At 43.8% G+C, this 18,682-nt stretch carries 20 protein-coding genes; 4 read left to right on the plus strand and 16 right to left on the minus strand.

The window, feature by feature from the left end:
• Positions 1-79: 79 nt before the first annotated feature.
• From OH463_RS18480 to pcp, 5 genes are all read right to left on the minus strand, one after another.
• A complete protein-coding gene (locus OH463_RS18480; RefSeq protein WP_009696017.1) occupies positions 80-1,372 on the minus strand; it encodes a DEAD/DEAH box helicase in 1,293 nt (430 codons plus the stop codon).
• A gap of 165 nt (positions 1,373-1,537) precedes the next feature.
• Positions 1,538-3,157 (minus strand): sensor domain-containing diguanylate cyclase, encoded by a 1,620-nt coding sequence (locus tag OH463_RS18485; protein ID WP_009696016.1) that lies wholly within the window; start codon positions 3,155-3,157, stop codon positions 1,538-1,540.
• A 164-nt stretch (positions 3,158-3,321) separates the two neighbouring features.
• Positions 3,322-4,308: a CobW family GTP-binding protein gene (locus OH463_RS18490; protein WP_269991999.1), complete on the minus strand. Its 987-nt coding sequence runs from the start codon at positions 4,306-4,308 to the stop codon at positions 3,322-3,324.
• A 63-nt stretch (positions 4,309-4,371) separates the two neighbouring features.
• Positions 4,372-4,635 (minus strand): hypothetical protein, encoded by a 264-nt coding sequence (locus tag OH463_RS18495; protein WP_005452225.1) that lies wholly within the window; start codon positions 4,633-4,635, stop codon positions 4,372-4,374.
• A 166-nt stretch (positions 4,636-4,801) separates the two neighbouring features.
• On the minus strand, positions 4,802-5,440 hold the full coding sequence (gene pcp / locus OH463_RS18500; protein ID WP_258455789.1) for a pyroglutamyl-peptidase I: 639 nt from the start codon (positions 5,438-5,440) through the stop codon (positions 4,802-4,804).
• Between the two features lie 307 nt (positions 5,441-5,747).
• Between pcp and OH463_RS18505 the strand changes: the two genes are divergently transcribed.
• Positions 5,748-5,996: a hypothetical protein gene (locus tag OH463_RS18505; RefSeq protein WP_005452227.1), complete on the plus strand. Its 249-nt coding sequence runs from the start codon at positions 5,748-5,750 to the stop codon at positions 5,994-5,996.
• Positions 5,997-6,356: 360 nt separating this feature from the next.
• Here OH463_RS18505 and OH463_RS18510 read toward each other — a convergent pair whose 3' ends face one another.
• Together OH463_RS18510 and OH463_RS18515 are read right to left on the minus strand one after the other, a co-directional pair.
• Positions 6,357-6,638, minus strand: a complete 282-nt coding sequence (locus OH463_RS18510; RefSeq protein ID WP_017818692.1) for a DUF2218 domain-containing protein — start codon at positions 6,636-6,638, stop codon at positions 6,357-6,359.
• Between the two features lie 374 nt (positions 6,639-7,012).
• Complete coding sequence (locus OH463_RS18515; protein WP_269992002.1) at positions 7,013-9,019, minus strand: TonB-dependent siderophore receptor; 2,007 nt, start codon at positions 9,017-9,019, stop codon at positions 7,013-7,015.
• 116 nt (positions 9,020-9,135) lie between these two features.
• On the opposite strand from OH463_RS18515, the gene OH463_RS18520 reads away from it, so the two are divergent.
• Positions 9,136-10,107 (plus strand): helix-turn-helix domain-containing protein, encoded by a 972-nt coding sequence (locus tag OH463_RS18520; RefSeq protein WP_269992004.1) that lies wholly within the window; start codon positions 9,136-9,138, stop codon positions 10,105-10,107.
• A gap of 95 nt (positions 10,108-10,202) precedes the next feature.
• Positions 10,203-10,589 (plus strand): Cu(I)-responsive transcriptional regulator, encoded by a 387-nt coding sequence (cueR, locus tag OH463_RS18525; protein WP_005437780.1) that lies wholly within the window; start codon positions 10,203-10,205, stop codon positions 10,587-10,589.
• A gap of 87 nt (positions 10,590-10,676) precedes the next feature.
• On the opposite strand, the gene vctC is transcribed toward cueR, so the two are convergent.
• From vctC to OH463_RS18545, 4 genes are read right to left on the minus strand one after another with little or no spacing between them, the layout of a single operon-like run.
• Positions 10,677-11,432 carry an iron chelate ABC transporter ATP-binding protein VctC gene (gene vctC, locus OH463_RS18530; protein WP_009696072.1) on the minus strand — a complete coding sequence of 252 codons (756 nt, stop codon included), beginning with the start codon at positions 11,430-11,432 and terminating at the stop codon, positions 10,677-10,679.
• Between the two features lie 2 nt (positions 11,433-11,434).
• Positions 11,435-12,385 carry an iron chelate uptake ABC transporter permease subunit VctG gene (gene vctG / locus OH463_RS18535; protein WP_009696071.1) on the minus strand — a complete coding sequence of 317 codons (951 nt, stop codon included), beginning with the start codon at positions 12,383-12,385 and terminating at the stop codon, positions 11,435-11,437.
• Positions 12,378-13,313, minus strand: a complete 936-nt coding sequence (vctD, locus tag OH463_RS18540; RefSeq protein WP_050926514.1) for an iron chelate uptake ABC transporter permease subunit VctD — start codon at positions 13,311-13,313, stop codon at positions 12,378-12,380. The genes vctG and vctD overlap by 8 nt, the downstream gene beginning before the upstream one ends.
• Before the next feature lie 22 nt (positions 13,314-13,335).
• Positions 13,336-14,244, minus strand: coding sequence for a siderophore ABC transporter substrate-binding protein (locus OH463_RS18545; RefSeq protein WP_045487384.1), 909 nt, complete (start codon positions 14,242-14,244; stop codon positions 13,336-13,338).
• Positions 14,245-14,546: 302 nt separating this feature from the next.
• Here OH463_RS18545 and OH463_RS18550 point away from each other — a divergent pair, with 302 nt between their 5' ends.
• A complete protein-coding gene (locus OH463_RS18550; RefSeq protein ID WP_269992013.1) occupies positions 14,547-14,702 on the plus strand; it encodes a DUF3012 domain-containing protein in 156 nt (51 codons plus the stop codon).
• Between the two features lie 84 nt (positions 14,703-14,786).
• Here the strand turns inward: OH463_RS18550 and OH463_RS18555 are convergent, their stop codons facing one another.
• The 5 genes from OH463_RS18555 to OH463_RS18575 form a co-directional block, all read right to left on the minus strand.
• Complete coding sequence (locus tag OH463_RS18555; protein ID WP_005452238.1) at positions 14,787-15,467, minus strand: Crp/Fnr family transcriptional regulator; 681 nt, start codon at positions 15,465-15,467, stop codon at positions 14,787-14,789.
• A gap of 122 nt (positions 15,468-15,589) precedes the next feature.
• Positions 15,590-16,321, minus strand: coding sequence for a nucleoside phosphorylase (locus OH463_RS18560; protein ID WP_017190705.1), 732 nt, complete (start codon positions 16,319-16,321; stop codon positions 15,590-15,592).
• Between the two features lie 4 nt (positions 16,322-16,325).
• Positions 16,326-17,063, minus strand: coding sequence for a nicotinamide riboside transporter PnuC (gene pnuC, locus OH463_RS18565; protein WP_005452241.1), 738 nt, complete (start codon positions 17,061-17,063; stop codon positions 16,326-16,328).
• Between the two features lie 158 nt (positions 17,064-17,221).
• Complete coding sequence (locus tag OH463_RS18570; RefSeq protein WP_005452242.1) at positions 17,222-17,440, minus strand: hypothetical protein; 219 nt, start codon at positions 17,438-17,440, stop codon at positions 17,222-17,224.
• Between the two features lie 226 nt (positions 17,441-17,666).
• Positions 17,667-18,674 carry a substrate-binding domain-containing protein gene (locus OH463_RS18575; protein ID WP_005452243.1) on the minus strand — a complete coding sequence of 336 codons (1,008 nt, stop codon included), beginning with the start codon at positions 18,672-18,674 and terminating at the stop codon, positions 17,667-17,669.
• Between the last annotated feature and the right edge of the window lie 8 nt (positions 18,675-18,682).

The raw sequence follows: 18,682 nt of genomic DNA on the forward strand, positions 1-18,682 counted from the left end.
AGGTGATGGTTAGGTATCGTAAGTATAAACACAAACAAAAACGCCCCTCGTCATGAGGGGCGTTTTTTATATTCTGAAGTTAGTTAGAAGAGCGACGTGCTTTCAAACGTTTTACCATTGCTAGGCGACGTTCAGCTGAACCTTGGTCTGTTGCCGATTGGTTCGGGTTGTTACGACGACCTTGGCGGTTCTTGAAAGCTGGTTTTGAGTTTAGCTTCTCAATGTACGTTTCACGTTGTTTTGGTTCGTAACCTGCAAGTTCGATACGGCGAATACGCTGTTGAATAAGGTTTTCAACCTGTACTACCGTTAGCTCTTCTTCGCGGTTAACAAACGAAACGGCGTGACCTTGCTTACCAGCACGACCTGTACGACCGATGCGATGAACGTAATCTTCCGCTAGGAATGGCATATCGTAGTTCACAACGTGTGGTAGATCTTCAATATCCAAACCACGCGCTGCAACATCCGTTGCGACCATTACACGAGCTTTGCCCGTTTTGAATTCTTCTAGCGCACGACGACGAGCACTTTGCGCACGGTCACCATGACAAACAACCGCTTTAATGCCATCAAGCTTAAGCTCTTTTACTACATCGTTCGCTGTTTCTTTGTAGTTCACGAACACCAATACTTGCTTCCAGTTTTTACGACCAATTAACTCAGAAAGCAGTTCTGTTTTACGTTCTTGATCCACTGGGTAAAGGACGTGCGCAACCGTCTGTGCAGTCGTGTTCGCACGCTCTACTTCGATACGTTTTGGCTTGCGCAGAATGTCTCTCGCCAATAGGTTTAGCTGACTAGACGTCGTTGCTGAGAACATCATGATTTGTGGGTCAGTATCCACATCCAGCATGATCTTACGTACCGCATGGATAAAGCCCATGTCCAAGATACGGTCTGCCTCATCAAACACAAGAAACTCGATGTTCGCCACTGACACATTACCTTGTTCGATGTGCTCTTCAAGACGACCTGGCGTCGCCACCAAAATGTCGACACCGCGCTCTAGTGCAGAAATTTGAGAAGACATCTTGCGACCACCAAAGATCGCAGCAACCGATAGCTCAGTATACTTAGTGTACGCTTTAATGTTATCTGCGATTTGCTCTGCTAGCTCGCGAGTTGGAGCCATGATAAGCGCACGTGCCGTTTTACGAGATGCACTACGACCAGATTCCAACAACTGTTGAATCATAGGTAGCGAGAACGCGGCAGTTTTGCCCGTACCCGTCTGTGCAGTGGCAAAAATATCATGACCTTTACGAGCCATTGGAATCGCCTTCTGTTGAATTGGCGTTAACTTCTCATAACCGCATTCTGCCAGTGCTTTTACCACTTCTGGCGCAAAACCTTGAGATGAAAATGACATTGAGCGTATTCCTTAAACAAATCACTAAATAGCTTTAAAAATTTTAGCGGTGCACTATACCCGAATTCGAGTGATTTATCTCACTTTTCTCATGCGTTCACGTAAAAACTCATGGAATCACGCGAGTTTCGATTCGGTACTCTTTATTTTATGCCCAACTTTCGTTTACTGAATGAAGAAATAACGATTTTTCCCCGATTTCTTCGCTTCGTACATCGCCATATCGGCTTGGTGCATGAGGTCATCAAACGTGCATTCCGGTTCGCAGGAATAGCAGCCACCTATTGAACTGGTCACTTGATGGAACTTGCCCTCTACCACTTCGATTGGGTCTTGAATTAAATGAATAAGAGACGCCGCGTAATGCTCAGGGTTTTCCATATGTTCGGTATTGCTCAAAAGGATGGCGAACTCATCGCCACCTAAGCGAGCGAGCAACGCTCTAGAACCGAATACGCGACGCATTACCGATGCAATGTGAACCAGTGTTTTGTCCCCTGCAGCATGCCCATATTCATCATTAATGAACTTAAAGCCATCCAAATCGAGATAGATCAAACACGCCTTTTTGCCCTCTTTAAAACAACGCGCTAGGGTTAGCGTCGCTTGTTCTTGAAACGCAGCGCGGTTCACTAATCCTGTTAAGCTATCGTGGTGTGCAAGGTAATGAATGCGTTGATTATCGGAGAAAGCACGTAGCTGGAATCGAGCGATAAAATACGCCAGAGCGACAGCCAAAACCATACCCACTTGCATTAACCATTGACGTTCGTAAATGCCACTACTGATCTCTTTGCGTTTCGCAAAATCAACATAAGACACCAACTTCCATGCTGTTGAGCTGTTTTCGCTCACATGGTAATTCTGGAAACAATAGGGGTTAATTCTGTCCACAGCGCCAACAGACTCTATGGTCATGATGCCATGTTCAGTCTCAATCTGACCGGATTGCGTTTGCTTGATTTGAGCAGCTAATTCAGGGTAAGCATTGTAGACGGTCTCTTGTTGCCTATCGGAATACATAAACGCAAATTCTGCGTCTCGGTTTTGCTTGTTAAAAAGGAAATAGCCGTCTTTATTCAAAAGCATGTAGTTAGTACCCATGTCGAGATTGAACAACGCCATACCTTCCATCAAGTACTTGGCTAAGTAGTTAACCACCACGATCCCTCGCTTGTTTCCCTGCTTATCAAATACTGGCGTCGCCAAGCGGATCATTGGTTTGAGAGGAACTTCGATCTGTCCGTGTTCTATATTTAGGTCCAGAGGAGATACATAGATTTTACGGCATCCAAGTTTAAGGGCTTTTGAAAAATAGTAGCGTTTCGCTTTATTCTGTAATTCTTTCTTAGGTACGACTTCAGAATGACCACCATTAAAGTTGATTCGGATAACTTCATTACCCTGCATATCAAGATAGCGGAGCTGGTCATACACTTCTTTACGTTGACTCACAGCCTCTAGAATCGAATTCAAGCGAGACAATTCAGCACGTTGCGCTTGTTCAGAAGGAAGCTCAAGGGTTTCATAAACTCGTCTCGCTGCCATGATATCCGCCAACAGAGCCGTCTCTCTCACTACCGACCCCATCACCCACTCAATGTACTGTTTCTTGCCTTTTAATAGCGCTTGTTGCTGCACACGAATATTGCTTTTTGCCGCTTCTTCCGATGCTGATTTGTCGTAATGAATGATGGCGCCAAATACGGCAACTAACAAAAAGAAAATCGCGACAAAGCGTAAACAAAAGAACTTCAGTTCCGAGAGGGTAAAGGTAGGATTCAAGAGATCTCCGGTTTCTTATAGCGCGAGAAAACCGGCGATTATAGTGATACGCGTCGCATATATATAGAGCAACGGCGATAATAAATTTCTATCGTCTCAATAACAAGATTCTATCGAAAAAGACCCAAGTCGATACTCAGGTCTTAATTTTGAGCACTTAACGCTCAGTTATCGATGCCACAAAGCTTAAGTAGAATCGCTTCGAGCTGGTCCCATGGCATTAGTTGTGAGTCGATCACCTCAAGACGAGATTCGAAACCTTCTAGGCTCATTTGGTTTACCGACACCACGCCATTTGCCACGTTAAACGCGAAACAACCTTGGTCTGTGTTAACAACCGCTTTAACACGTTCTGCTGTCAGATCCGATAACATGGAGAACAGTTGATCAAAATTAAAGTGGTATTCGGCACCAAACAACCAACCACAGCTGTAATAGCCCTGTCCTTTGTTTTCTTTACGGATGAACGCTTCGCCAGGAGGCAATTGAAATTGTGGCTCTTGATGCGCGTGATCATGATGATGAGCTTCGATATGAGAAGAAGCACTACCGTGCACGCGTTCAATATCCAACACTTCAATGGGAAGATCACCATCATGAATCAGTTTGCTGAACACTTTTGAAGGCGATTGGTCCGTCACCCAATCGTTGAAAACATCAATGTCATGGCTGGTACACAGATCAACTTTGCTGCCAATAACCACATCCGCGCTATCTAGCTGATCGACGAAGTTCTTATTTGATAGGTACTTCTCAATGCTGAGGTTACGAGGGTCCACCAGCGCGATGGTTGCTTTTAAATCAACATACGGCAGGTACTGATCAGAAGTCAGCGTTGCAATGACTTGCTTTGGATGCCCCAAGCCCGTTGGTTCAATAAGAAGACGATCAGGTTTTTGGCGTAACAATGCCGTAATACCAACAGACATCGGCACACCAGCCGTACAACACATACAGCCACCAGGAACTTCTTTGATCATTGCACCCTGGTCAGTCATCATCGCGCCATCGATACCAATCTCGCCGAACTCATTCACTAACACTGCCCAGTTTTCATTTTCTGGTTTGTTTTTCAATAAGTTCAGAATAGTCGTGGTTTTACCGACGCCAAGAAATCCCGTCAGTATGTTGGTAGGTACTCGATTTGACATGCTTTTCTCCGACAAGCTTGTGCTTTAATGCTTAGCCAAAGTATACGGAGAATGTGACATGCTTCAACGCTTTTTATCTCGGGAGTTTAAGCCCTGATGAAGCGCTTTTGCTTTAGTTTGCTGTGATCGTTCGTAATAACCAAACGCATCTGCATTGCCTACGCCAGATAGATGCATGCTGGTATGAATGACACAAGTAAAGAACGCCACAATGGCAACGAGTATAGGAAGCAGTCCGAGAGTGTTTTCGAATTTTAGGGCCGCAATAGCCAAAGCGAAAACAACCGCAGAGGAAAGCGCAATGATCTTACTTCTATTGCTTTTCATGATAGTTCGCCTTTTTTATTGAAACGAGAGAGCAAAATGAATGAGTTAAACTCTTTCATCTGTCACCTCAATGCTACTCCTTTCATAGCCCACAAAATTTGAGCAACTTAACAGATACAAGAACACCGAGCGATGTGCCTAATGGCAGATGCTCGATGATATCTCATCAGCAAATCTGCCCTGCGGTCACGGCGATATCTGATTCATTATCTATGGCTACCTGAGCCAATCGCGCCAACCCTTCGACAATGACGTCCAGTGACATCGTAGGCTGGTTGCCCGAGCTATCTTGTTCTGGCAAAAGTGGGATATGCACAAAACCATGACGTACCGATTTATTGCGTAAATAATGTTGAACACCATAAAAGAGATGATTACATACGAAGGTCCCTGCCGTGTTTGAGACTTGGCATGGAATGTTTTCTTGTTGCAGTGCTCTTGTTATCGCCTTAATCGGTAACGTCGTAAAATAAGCATCCGGACCATCAGGGATCACTGGTTCATCTATCGGTTGATGACCACCATTATCCGGAATACGAAAGTCATCCACATTAATTGCAACGCGCTCAGGAGTAATCGCAGTACGTCCTGCCGCTTGACCAACTGTGATAACAATATCGGGCTGATGCAGTTCTATTGATTCAATCACTGCTTCAATGGATTCATATCGAGTAACAGGCACTTGGCACATTACCACTTCACCCCCATCGAGTTTTCTACCGTTTAAGCGCTTTACGGCCTCTAAGGCAGGGTTGATAGATTCCCCACCAAAGGGTTCAAAACCAGTAATCAAAACTTTCTTCATAGTGGCGGGTCTCATAGTAGTGGTCTTAACGACTTGTTGATGATGAATTTACAACAGCTTAGCTTTAGAACGTGAAGCATTATTACATCGCTTTTCCCACCCACCAAAGATTACGCTGCGCTTCGGATTGAAAATCTGAGATCCACCCTGATTTCACCATTGCTTGCTTGAATTCAAACCACTCGCATGTCCCTACTCCTCGTCCCTTGAGCCATTTGGTTAGTACAAATCCTTTCTTGGTTTCTGTCCGTAACTTAGGTAGAGTACGCGACCATTGAGTATCTACAATTCGAAGAGATTGAATACGATGAACATTGATAATCAAGTTATCGAAACACTAGAAGAGCTTGAAGCCTTCTTACACCTTATTGAAAGTGGCGCACTGGGTCTTGAGGGCGTAACCGGTGTGGCACTTGCGACAACGAACACAGATGGCCGTCCATTTGTGGCAGTATTGGGTGACAAACACCAATTGATCCTTGGTCGTTGGGTTTCTCAGCACGTTTACGATAACGGTAAAGACATCGTTCGTAACGGTCCACAGCGCAAACATTAATCGAATGTTTTTACCTCTAATCTTAGAGGGTTCTAAAACAGTAAAGCTCGCTCAAACAGCGAGCTTTTTTATGTCTATTGTCAGAGATTTAAGGTAATTCCTACAAGCCCTGTTTGGTTTCTAAGCTATTGTTCAAAAATAAAAAATAAGCTTGCCACCAACGACTTAACTCGTGACATTTCGCTGACAAAACTGCGAAAGAAACTCCTAGAATTTATCTCGGAAGCGATTCTAATGTTCGTTTCCGGACACCATCGCAGAGCAGTGTTCCTAGTTGCTCTGTTTGCCTCGTTTAGTCCGCTTGACAGCCTTGGACTAAGCGGGGCTTTTTTCTGGCATCAACGAAAAGATAACGGCTAATTAGCGAACCCAAGTGAGCTCGATTGTTTCTCTTCGTGAGAACATCTCGATATGAGAAGCCACAACAGCCTTCACTTTTACCAACAATTCTTCAGATTCCGCTTCACAGATAACCAAGAGGCACTCCCCTTCCAACCTAAATTCCGTGCTTCCGACAGGAAACGTCACTAAGCCCTTTTCGTCATTCCAAGTCGCAGGTACCTTGCGAGCAAAATGGCGGCATAAGGTGACGAGGTATTTACTCGCATGCTCGCTTTCGATTTTCGTCGTTTCTTTGATCATTGGTTTACACTTCCCTTCATAAACAAATCTCTCTCGCTAGGCTGTACCTTTCGAGCTCTCCAGAATAAAAAATGGCTCTCTGATGAGAGCCAAATAGCTAAGGTTGTTATACCCAAGTGACTTCAAGATGCAGGATTCAGAGCGCTGTCATTGATTCGAGAGTAAGGAAAACAACGCAGTGTAATAGCTAGCTCTTTCCAAGTTGTTTGACGCAGCAATCGGGTCAATGACACGCTCCCAAAGGGCGAGCTGCCTTGGCTTGTATACTTTGTTGCCGATTCTTGATTTAGAATGACTAGATCTTTAAATCGCCGCCGCGTCTACAAACCAAGTCATTCTCGCTGAACCTAGCATCTCGAGGTTACTTGGGTATATTAGAATTGATAAGCCGCCGATAACTTATAGTTACGTCCTGGCTCGTAATCATCCAAAGTAATACCTCGGGCAGTCCCCGAACGAGATGCATGAGACGTATATAGCTCGTCAAAGACGTTATCGATACCAAACGTTACCGATAGACCATCGATGTCAGAAGGCACCCATTGTGCGTACAAGTTATGTACATCGTAGCTGTCTTTCTTAGGTTGACCATCAAACACATTGTCTTCTTCAAGAACAAACATTGAGTTCCAACCGAAGATGGTTTCTAGCGAATCAGATTGGTAATCCAACGTCAGCGAGATGCTGTCACCCATATCAATACTGCGACCATTGCCGCCCGCGACAGGACCACCAGTATCTTTGTTCTCTGTATCTGATTTAGAGTATGACAGTTTGCTACCGAAGCTTTCATAACCATAGAAGACACTTGCTTCGAAGCCCTTGATTTCCACATCACCCAAATTGTAAATAAGATAAGTTTTCGTAGTACGTTGGTACTCTTCAGCAATGTAGTTATCAATATCAGTTTGGAAGAAGGTTAAATTTGCACCAAATGAATGCGCATCCATGGTTTTGTCAAAGCGCACGCCACCTTGTGTGTTTTGCCCCGTTTCTGGTTTCAAACCATCTTGTAGGTAAGCCACATCTTGGTAAGCGATAAAGGTTTCCATTAATTCTGGACCTTTAAAGAGTGAACGAGAGCTTGCAAATAGCGTCCAGTCTTGTGTTATTGCCCACTCTGCTGCCAGTGCCCATGTCACTTCATCGTAATCGTTGTTACCTGTTTCTGCTTTGCGCTGGTAATCGTCAAAACGCAGACCCGCTGTGATGGAGAGAGCATCAGAAATGAAGAATTGGTCTTCAACAAAGAACGCTGTAGAGACCGCGGATTCATCCATGAACTTACTGCTACCGTAGTAACTCTCCGAAGTCTTATCCATGTAATCAAGACCGTACGTCGCACGATGATCAAAATCACCCAATGTCAGCAGTGATTGGAATTTTACACTTAAACCAAAGTTCTGGTTTTTCGCCGTGTTTTTCGACAAACGATTTGCCGGCCAACGCGGTGCCATTACGGATTCATCACGAACAATTTCAGTCTCGGTGTTGTAAAGTGTTACGTCACCTTGGTGTTGATCGCCGCGCAATTCATAACTAAGAGTGACCGTGTCACGATCATAATCAGTCGGAATCAATAAGTTGTTGGATAGACCATTGTTCGCGCCACCAGACATATCAGGTCGTGGGTTGTAATCACCACTGTCACGATACATGTCATAAGAAATTTCAATGCGATGGATATCACCAAATTCGTACCCTAATTTCCCTAGGATATTGTAAACGTCACCTTCCGAGCCAAAGGTTTTATTTCCGTCACCATCTTTAAAGTCATCACGCGTCACATAGTGACCGTAGACCATAGCGTCCACGCTTTCAGACAACAGCCCATAAAGCGTTAAAGAGCCCTGTTGGTTATCATTAGACGCATAACCACCGTAAACACGCGCACCAAAGTTTTCATCGTAACGCAGCAGATCACGTGCATCTTTGGTTTCAAAGTACACCGCCCCACCAAGACCACTTTGAGTTACCGAGTTATTACCCACTTGGATATCCGCTGACTTCAAAATGTCCGGGTTAAGCGTAAGGTTACCAATATGGTGGAACATGTTGGCGTGCTGAGAGGCACCATCCAAACGGATATCAAGGTCGGTTTCACCAAGACCGCGAATCGTAATGCGTTGGTTGACAGAGTGCGTACCACCCACATCAACGCCCGGAATATCACGAAGTAAATCCGACATGTGATCGGCTTGCTTGAGCGACATATCGTCAGCAAACATTGATTCGGTGTTGCTGGATACTTTCGTCCCCCATACAACTACCTCTTCGAAGTGAGAGTCTTGATCTTGAGCTAAAGCTGGATGGACAAGCGCCATCCCCACTGCTAGGCATAGGCTTGAGAGCTTAATTGGTGAGCAAACTGGGCTTTCCATAAACGTCTTCCTAAATATAAATGATAATAATTCTCACGCATGATAGGATCTCAATTCATAAATACAAAGACGAATCACTTATGCAAAATCGCATAGGTGTTATGAGGAAACGTCAAATGGCGGCAGAGACCAAAAAAAGAACTAAAATTGCCAAAGTAGCTCTGACCAAAAAGCTTGAGCAGACGGAAAAACAAATAATTGTTACGGAAGGTCAAAGCAGCCAAACTCAGCTTGCTGAAGGGAAATTTCTCTCCTACCAATACAACGACCAGATCTTTGTCCATGGCGGACGATGCATCGAATTAGTCGATTCCAATATAGTCTCTACTGCCCATTCAGCCCTACTGATTACTATCCTTCTTGAGGGAAAGCTATCTTTTGGCTATGACGATCTTCAATTCGACTTTGACGCTAACAAAGCACCACAAGGTGTGGTTGTTAACCTAGCAAAACCCGCTAACTTCCGCCGCTCACTTATTCAAAATAACAGAATGAATAAGATCAACATTCTTATTAAACCACCTTGGTTAGAATCGAGAATGGCGGGAAATTGTGGACACAAGCGCTTCATTGAAACTCACCAAGCTTTTTACACGCTGGAGCTTAATGAGACGTTAATTGAGCTTGCACGCTCTCTCACTCAACGTGAATCTCCGACAAATATGAAAGATCGTATAGAGGTCGAAAGCTTGATTTACCAAGTGCTTTCCCACTCAATCGGGCAAATGCCTGACGATTACTGCGCGGTATGTGAAAAACAGCATCGCTCCGCTGACACTCGCGTAGAAAATGTAGTCAGTTACATAGAAACACATCTCGATGAAGATTTAACCTTAGAGCGTCTAGCAGAAGAGTTTTCAATGAGCGTTTCAAACCTCCAACGACGTTTCAAACAGGCTTTTAACATGACCATTAATGGTTACATCCGCTATCGCCGCTTAGAGATCGCTCGCCAGCATTTGGAACGCGGATTAGTGACTATCACAGAAGCGGCATACGAAGCGGGTTATCATCATCCATCAAACTTTACCAACGCCTTCAAGAAAGTATTTGGTGTTCCCCCACATGAAATCGTCAACAGCCATTGAGTATATCCATATAAATTTGCTCTCAAAGCTATTTGGGAAGACAAACACTTGGCGTTATACTCGCGAGAAAGGTTATCTGAAATACAGAGGTCATCATGAATATTGGTGCAGTTGCGAAACTAACGGGGTTGTCTTCTAAATCGATTCGTATGTATGAAGACAAAGGCATCATTTCATCACCAGCTCGTAGCGATTCAGGTTATCGCGAATATTCTGACAAACACATCCAAGAGCTCAACCTTGTTTCCCGGGCAAAAAATGCGGGATTCTCACTGCAAGAATGCAAAGAATTTGTGCAACTGGCGCATAATCCAAATCGCAAAAGTAGCGAAGTAAAAGCGCGTACGATGGATAAACTTCATGAAGTAGAGCAAAAAATCGCTCACTTGTTGGAAATTAAAAAGCAATTAGAAGGTTGGGTTTCATCTTGTCCGGGCGATGCCGAGAGCCGATGTCCAATCATTGATGAGCTCACCAAATAAGCTCATCAACATTTCTATTTCGGTTTACAGGGCTATTGTTCTAGTAAGGTACTGTTTTAACGTAATTCTGTTTTAGTAAATATCGTTTTAATGGTAAGTACACATACGCTTGCCATTAAGCTCAATGATATTAAAAGGTGTCTCGTAGATGTCTTCTAGCGTGGACGCCTGAATTACCTCATCTACCTTGCCACTGGCAACCACTTTACCCTTCTTCAGAGCAAGGATCTCATCGGAATAACAAGCTGCAAAATTAATATCGTGGATCACCACCACCATAGCTTTATTCATATCATGCGCAAGACGTTGAACGACTCTCATGATTTGAAGCGAATGCTTGATATCAAGGTTATTCAATGGTTCATCGAGGAAAACATAATCCGTATCTTGGGCTATCACCATCGCAATAAACGCCAACTGTCGTTGACCACCACTCAATTCATCTAAGAACTTATCTTGAATTTCTTTCAGATCTAAGTAGTCGATGGCTTGGTCGATAATCGCATGGTCATCTTTGGACAAGTTGCCTTTTGAATAAGGGAATCGCCCAAACGATACCAATTCTTTTACGGTAAAACGCATCGTAATCGTGTTAGCTTGACGTAATACCGCCAGTTTTTTCGCAAGTTCTTTGGTGTCCCAATCTGCAATCTCTTTGCAGTCGATCATGACACTACCACCATCTCGCTCGGTCAATCGTGACGCCATGGACAGCAAGGTACTCTTTCCTGCTCCGTTTGGACCAATAATCGATGTCACCTTCCCTTTCTCAAATTGGGTATCCGCGCCATCAACCACTTTGTTGGAACCAAATGCTTTGGTTAATTTATCTATAACTATCATGTTTATACGACTTTGTTTTTCAGCAGTAGATACAAGAAGTAGATACCACCAATAAAGTTAATCACTACACTCAGCGTCGTTTCAAATGAAAAGACGTTTTCTATAATCCATTGCCCCGACAATAAGGCACAAATTGCCATCAAAGAGCAACCTATTAACAAGGTACGATGCTGGTAAGAGCGGAACATTTCACGGCTCAAGTTTGTCACCAATAAGCCAAAGAACATGATTGGTCCGACTAAAGCCGTCGAAATAGCAATGAGAACCGCAGAGAGAATAAAGACATTGCGCGTCACTTTAGGGACATCAACCCCAAGACTCTTAGCATTGTCTTGGTCTAGCCAAAAAACATCTAAAGTACGATGCATGCGATACAACAACCAGCAAGCGATAAGTAATATTGGTGAACTGAGATACACCAAGTTCACCTTCACATTATTGAAACTCGCGTACAGTTTAGATTGCACAAACGCAAAAGTATTTGGGTCCATAAGAAGGGAGAAGAACACCGCAATGTTGTTAAACAACTGCCCAAAGATCAGCCCAACCAACAGCAAAGTGATGAGGTTGCGCCCGCCTTTTGAAAAATAAAACCCAAACAGCAATAGCGAAAATCCCACCATGACCAGCACAGCAATCGAGAAGTTGATGTAAACATTCAGAACGAGCGCGCTTAAACCACCAAACAGTAAAACAATCAGCACTTGCGTCAACACATACAACGCATCAAACCCCATGATGCTTGGAGTAAGAATCCGATTATGGGTAATGGTTTGGAACACCAACGAAGATTGAGCAATCGCAATACCCGCCAGTACCATGGCTAATACTTTAGGCACACGTCGCGACAAAAAGTATTGGTAGTTATCAGCCGTTAAGCCGATACCAATAAACAGAAACGCAAAAAGCAGCGCGACGGCTGCCAATAAGAACAGTTTCTTGGAATCACGCACTTTGCTTCCCTCGCAACAACATCGCGATAAACACCACTCCGCCCAAGATACTGATCACGATTGAAATCGGCATTTCATGAGGGAAGATGATCAATCGGCTAACCAAGTCACACGCCAAAACGAGTATTGCCCCATACATGGCAGTAAGCGGGATATTGCGTTTAAGATTATCACCGTAGAAGTAACTGACTAAGTTTGGCACGATAAGCCCAAGAAATGGCAGTTGACCTACGATCATCACCACACTGGCTGACATTACCGACACCAAAAGTACGCCTAACGTCACCACTTGCTGATAGTTCAGCCCAAGGTTTACTGCAAAGTCTTTACCAATGCCAACCGCAGAAATGCGTGCCGCAAATAGGTAACTTAAAAGAGCGACGGGAACAGCAATATAAAGCAGCTCAAAATCACCACGCAAAATGTTTGCAAAGTTTGCGACGCTCCATGCTGACAGGCTTTGTAGTGCATCGTATTTGTAGGCAATGAAAGTAGTAACAGCGTCAACAACGTTACCAAAGATGATGCCCACGAGTGGCACAAACACGACGCTTTTGAATTGAATACGTTGAACGAACTGGACGAACATCAAGGTACCCAGGATAGAGACAGCAAAGACAAGCCAAAGCTGTTCGCCATTACCAAAAAACACCACACTCATTACGTAACCAAGCATGGCACACTCAATCGTGCCTGTTGTTGAAGGCGCGGCGAATCGGTTTTGGCTAATTTGCTGCATCACTAATCCAGCGATGCTTAGCCCTGCTCCCGCAAGAAGGATGGCAAATAAACGCGGAACCCGGCTAGTAAAGAAAAGTTCTAGTGCTTTTGCATTGCCCGAAAACAACTGTTGGGGTGTCATATTTGCCACCCCAACAAACAACGATGCAACGCTTAGAACAACAAGAACAAGCAATAACTTTTTCAAAGTTAACCTCAGCTAGCTTCGCTTACAGATCGATCGTGTGTTTAATTTCACTCACCATCTTTTCCGTTGCGGTCACGCCGGACATTGCTAAATACCATGCGTCAACATCTAGAAAAGTAATTTTCTTGTTCTTGTAAGCCGAAGTCGCTTTAACCAAATCGTTATCCAGCGCTTTAGCGAGGTCATGATCAGACTTTGCGTGAAGTGAATTTCTATCAATAACTAGAATATTTTTCGGATTAGCTTCGCGAATAAACTCATAAGAGATTACGTCACCGTGCGTGCCTGTTTTGAGGTTCTTCACTGTTTCTGTAAAGCCAAAATCTGTGTAAATCGCCCCAAAACGAGATTTCGCACCAAATGCGCTGATGTTGTCACCAATACTTAGAATCGTAAGCGCATCATTATTATGAGCTTGGTTATAGTCATGAATTGCTTTGAATTGAGCGTCTAACTTCGTAATTTTTTGCTCGACCTTATCCTCGATATTGAAGATTTTGCCAATATTTCGCCATTGTGCTTTGGTCCCTTGCCAGTAATCTTCATTCTCGCCTGAAGCAAATACTACCGTTGGGGCAATTTCACTTAACTCATCGTATTTTGACGAACCGCGAGGACCAACCAAAATCAAATCTGGTTTTTGCATGTAGATGGTTTCGAAGTCTGGTTCGAACAGACTACCTGCCGATTTGTAATGAGCTTTACTGTACTTAGATAAGTACTTTGGAAGATGGGAGGCGTTCGATACCGCTACAGGGTCAATACCAAAACTGTCGAGTGTATCGAGTGGACCAAAGCCAATCACAACCACACGTTTTGGCGATTGTTCGATTTCTGTCGTTCCCATGTAGTGATCGATTTTGACGGTTGCAGCAAAAGCAGGTGAGATTGTTAGCAGCGAAACAAGAGCCGCACTGACGAGTTTTTCCATTATTCTAAGCCTTAAATGAGATCCATTATCATGCGCATTCGCAATATATCGTTACTCAATCAGGCATTCAACCGATTCTTTAATAACTTTATACCCAAGTAACCTCGAGATGCTAGGTTCAGCGAGAATGACTTGGTTTGTAGACGCGGCAGCGATTTAAAGGTTTAGTGGGTCTAAATCAACGAATTACACCTCACCAATATCGAATTTGAGACGGTAAGCGCAAAGTTATCAAATTAATATTTATCACTTTAATGAATGTTTATACTTCTTTTAAATGACTCACTAAAAAGGACTAGATAATGAAGAAGTTAGCATTGGTTTTATTTGTAGCAGCACAGCTAATGGCATGTACGGAAGTTGGCAGTGAAGCGTGGTGTAACGATATGAAAGAGAAACCAAAAGGCGATTGGAGTGCTAACGAAGCTTCCGATTTTGCTAAGCACTGTGTTTTCTAATTCAGAAATAAGCGCTTATCGCTCTTAGTAAAAAGTGATCATGATGACCCACAACATTGTATTTCGGAATTCTAACGTTGTGGGTTATTCGTAAGCATCAAGAAATGTTTTTAGTGCCGCTTCATCAACAATCTCAAGCCCCTGCTCGCCTTTTCTGATCAAACCTTTGTCCATCAGATCTTTTACCGCTCGACGATAAACGCGTCCTGACGTGCCAAATCTTTCGGCTTCTTGGTTTACTTTGTCAAACCCACCCAACAAGGTGTTGGTCTGCTTTTGTACTAGCAAATCATAAGCAATGTTGTAAGTAATTGGGTGCAACAAGCGATTGGTATAGATATCCATTGAATCTTGATAATCCTCCGCCAAAGCAGAAGCAAAGAAAAACATCATGTCAGGTTGCTGATGCAATGCCTCAGTCAGTTTTTGGATGCAGATAATATCCACTTGCATATGTTCATCGGCGACGACGTTCCACTGACAAGGCGTTTGCGTGAAGTACTCCATTTCACCATAGATATGATAATCGCAATTGGCTTCACCCAATTGAAAACGACGACCGTTGACAGCAATAATACTCATTGAAACTCGACCGACTGGCACAACATACAGATATTGAAGCTGCTCGCCTTGGCGAAGGATCTCTTCACCAGAGTCAAAGTATCGACTGCCGATTTGGCATTGATAGATTAAGTCACGAAACTCGGCACTTTTCTGTTCTAGAAAGCTTTTGAAACGTCCGGTTGAGTAAGGGCTGATTTTCACGTGAGTTTCTCTTTAATGACAACAATCTCAAATAGATTGTACTTGCTAGAATCGTTTGATGACAGCCAATAAAAAAGCGACACCAAAGTGCCGCTTTAAAAATTAACTAAGCTGTGATCCAGTTAACTTTGCGCAATTAAGGCTTCAAGAGCAGCGTAAGACGCTAAACGCTCCCCTTCCATCATCACTTGCGCTTCGTCTACGTACTGTCCTACGCCTTCTTTCACATCCTGCTGATACAAAACCACATTGTTCAAGATAGAAGCAACATTCAGTCCACGCAGGCGACCGACGGTAAACAGAGCCGAGGTCTCCATATCCGCACCGAGAATACCTTTCTTGTTCCAGTATTCACAAATCGCTTCTTCGTCGTCGGTGTAGAAGCTGTCATGGGAGCGAACCACACCTAAATGATAGTGCGCCTCTTTTTCGGCTAAATAGCTATCCAGCGCTTTCAGTAACGAAAAGCTTGCGTAAGCCGGATACGAAGAGCGAACGTATGCTTTCGAACCACCTTCGTCTCTTACTGCGCCTTCAGCCACTATCAACTCACCGAGTTGAATGCCTGATTGCATCGCACCAGCCGATCCCACACGAATCACGTCTGTCACACCACACTGTTTTAGCTCTTCCACCGCAATGATCATCGAAGGAGCGCCTATGCCTGTACTGCATACTGAGATTTGCTGACCTTGGTATGTGCCAGTGAATACTCTATATTCACGGTTTTCAGAGACCAATTCTGCGTTATCAAACAACGCGGCAATACGGTTTGCTCGATCTGGCTCACCACAGACGATCACTCGCGATGCTATCTGGGTGTTGTCTACGCCAATATGAGGTTGTTTCATCATTGGCTTAACCTTGCGCTGTCGCTTGAGTTAGGGTCTTATCACCATTGCGTTTCGCACTACGTGCCCATTCTCTTGTGCCGTTTGCGGCGATGAACATTAGAATCGCGTATTGAACCGACATTGCGTACACGCCTTGTGTTGCGTAAATACCAACGCTGATGATGTTGATTACGACCCAAAGAATCCAGTTCTCAACGTACTTACGTGTCATTAAGATTTGCGCCACGATAGACAGAACGGTCATAGTTGCATCCCAGAATGGGAAAGCATCTGGCTCCAACACAGGTTCAGACAAACCTGCACCGAACACATTTAACGTATCAACGGCAATGTTAGCTAACGCAAAAAAGAATGGGTCGATATAGATGGTTAACAGCGCAATCGCAACAATGCTTACTGAACCTGTCGCGATGAGCTTCTGCTTGCTTAACCAGCGCACCTCTAGTGTCTCACCTTGTGCATTTGGTCTTGTCCACGCATACCAACCATAAATGTTGGCGCAGAAGAAGAACAATTGAAGCAGAAGCAATCCGTAAAGCTGAATCTGGAAAAAGATAACGGCGAAAAGTGTTACGTTCAGCAAACCGAACAAGTAGTTAATGGTTTTTTCTTGGCTCGCAAACCAAATACAAAGCAGACCGAAAACCGTACCAAAAGCTTCGATCCAACTCATCGCATAGCCACCACCAATAGGAATATTAACAAGGGTGTTATTGATGTCTAACAGGGCAAATAGGTCCATGAAGATGTCCTTTATTATTGTGCTTGGGATGTGCTCATCTTATTGCCTCGCAGCAAACAAAAAGGAGGACATTTGTCCTCCCTTCGATGTACCCGATCATAAATCAGATCAATACTTGCTTTAAAGTGCCTGAAGCACACTTATTCCTTCGCCACTATTTAGGATTCATGTCCCAAGTAACGCTTCTTGAAAGATGATGCCGCAGCAAATAGTGCTGTAGCTATGAACGTAAATGCGATACCCAATAAGTAAATGAATTCTTCATTGGCAAGCAACTCATAAACACTCAAAGAAAACACGAATAAGACTAAGAGAATATTGATACGGTGAAACCACGGTCTCTTAACTGAATGCAGTGCGTATCTCTTGACGAACATAAAAATTTTCCATTTGCTACAATAATTTATAAATCTATTTATAGACCCTTTTAATAATAAGCTTTTTGGAATATTTCTACACGAAATCTTTTACTTTACGCGCAAAAAATCACATTTTGTTGGGCTTATTGTTCAAAAGGCGTGGGGTTGCTTCCTAAATCCTTGTAAAAAGCACCTTCAATAAAAGTATAGGTCTATAACTTATTGAGAATGAATAAATTTTGAGCTAAGAGAGACGCTTCACACTTTTACGTTCAATCAGTGTCGGCTCTAATTGCACAACCTGAGCTTCGTCAGACTTATCATCCAATTTACGCAACAATGTCTCTACAGCAGCTTGTCCAAGACGGTACTTAGGCTGATGAATAGTGGTGAGGGATGGCGACATAAACTTAGCGATGTGGATATCGTCATAACCAATGATAGAAAGCTGCTCAGGTACTTGAATACCCAACTCATTTGCCGCGTTAATTGCGCCCATGGCCATCATGTCGTTGGAAACAAAAATAGAACTTGGTAACGGACCACGTTCCGCCATTTTTTTGAAGGCTTGATAACCACCTTCGCATTCAAAGTCCGATTCAACAATCCAGTTGGCGTTGAACTCAAGCTCTGCTTCGATCATCGCGCGTTTGTAGCCTTCGTAACGCATTTGCGCTTGATGCTTAATTAATGGTCCAGTGATACAACCAATCTCTTTGTGACCACAATCGATAAGGTATTTGGCTGCCAAGTAACCACCACGAAGTGAGTTATCTTGGATCTTATCGCTTGTGAACAGCATTGGTCCCCAATCCATCACTACAACTGGAATATCAGGGTAACGTTCAAATACATCAATGCGCTCCCCTTCTAACGATGAACACATTAGAATCAGACCATCAACTCGCTTTTGTAGCAACGTATTGATGGAATCACGCATGCGTTCGTTATCGCCTTCAGTGTTACACAGGATCAGGCTATAGCCTTTATGGTAGCAACTGCGCTCAACACCTTTTACGACTTCACCGAAAAATGGGTTGGTTGAGGTAGTCACCAGCATACCAATGGTTTTGGTGCGATTGACTTTGAGGCTACGCGCCAAAGCTGAAGGCGCGTAGTAATTGAGCTCTTTGGCAGCGTTGTTGACTCGTTCCGAGATCTCTTCGCTGACAAAGCGAGTTTTGTTAATAACATGGCTCACAGTTGAGGTGGAAACCCCTGCCAGTTTTGCGATGTCTTTCATCGTTGCCATGTTATTAC

This window comes from Vibrio sp. NFR, assembly GCF_027587095.1.
Lineage (GTDB): Bacteria > Pseudomonadota > Gammaproteobacteria > Enterobacterales > Vibrionaceae > Vibrio > Vibrio harveyi.

Excerpts from the sequence above, each read along its gene's own strand:
- OH463_RS18480 (WP_009696017.1), bottom strand. The coding sequence starts at position 1,372 with ATGTCATTTTCATCTCAAGGTTTTGCGCCAGAAGTGGTAAAAGCACTG.
- OH463_RS18490 (WP_269991999.1), bottom strand. The coding sequence starts at position 4,308 with ATGTCAAATCGAGTACCTACCAACATACTGACGGGATTTCTTGGCGTC.
- OH463_RS18495 (WP_005452225.1), bottom strand. The coding sequence starts at position 4,635 with ATGAAAAGCAATAGAAGTAAGATCATTGCGCTTTCCTCTGCGGTTGTT.
- pcp (WP_258455789.1), bottom strand. The coding sequence starts at position 5,440 with ATGAAGAAAGTTTTGATTACTGGTTTTGAACCCTTTGGTGGGGAATCT.
- OH463_RS18505 (WP_005452227.1), top strand. The coding sequence starts at position 5,748 with ATGAACATTGATAATCAAGTTATCGAAACACTAGAAGAGCTTGAAGCC.
- OH463_RS18510 (WP_017818692.1), bottom strand. The coding sequence starts at position 6,638 with ATGATCAAAGAAACGACGAAAATCGAAAGCGAGCATGCGAGTAAATAC.
- OH463_RS18515 (WP_269992002.1), bottom strand. The coding sequence starts at position 9,019 with ATGGAAAGCCCAGTTTGCTCACCAATTAAGCTCTCAAGCCTATGCCTA.
- OH463_RS18520 (WP_269992004.1), top strand. The coding sequence starts at position 9,136 with ATGGCGGCAGAGACCAAAAAAAGAACTAAAATTGCCAAAGTAGCTCTG.
- cueR (WP_005437780.1), top strand. The coding sequence starts at position 10,203 with ATGAATATTGGTGCAGTTGCGAAACTAACGGGGTTGTCTTCTAAATCG.
- vctC (WP_009696072.1), bottom strand. The coding sequence starts at position 11,432 with ATGATAGTTATAGATAAATTAACCAAAGCATTTGGTTCCAACAAAGTG.
- OH463_RS18545 (WP_045487384.1), bottom strand. The coding sequence starts at position 14,244 with ATGGAAAAACTCGTCAGTGCGGCTCTTGTTTCGCTGCTAACAATCTCA.
- OH463_RS18550 (WP_269992013.1), top strand. The coding sequence starts at position 14,547 with ATGAAGAAGTTAGCATTGGTTTTATTTGTAGCAGCACAGCTAATGGCA.
- OH463_RS18560 (WP_017190705.1), bottom strand. The coding sequence starts at position 16,321 with ATGATGAAACAACCTCATATTGGCGTAGACAACACCCAGATAGCATCG.
- pnuC (WP_005452241.1), bottom strand. The coding sequence starts at position 17,063 with ATGGACCTATTTGCCCTGTTAGACATCAATAACACCCTTGTTAATATT.
- OH463_RS18570 (WP_005452242.1), bottom strand. The coding sequence starts at position 17,440 with ATGTTCGTCAAGAGATACGCACTGCATTCAGTTAAGAGACCGTGGTTT.
- OH463_RS18575 (WP_005452243.1), bottom strand. The coding sequence starts at position 18,674 with ATGGCAACGATGAAAGACATCGCAAAACTGGCAGGGGTTTCCACCTCA.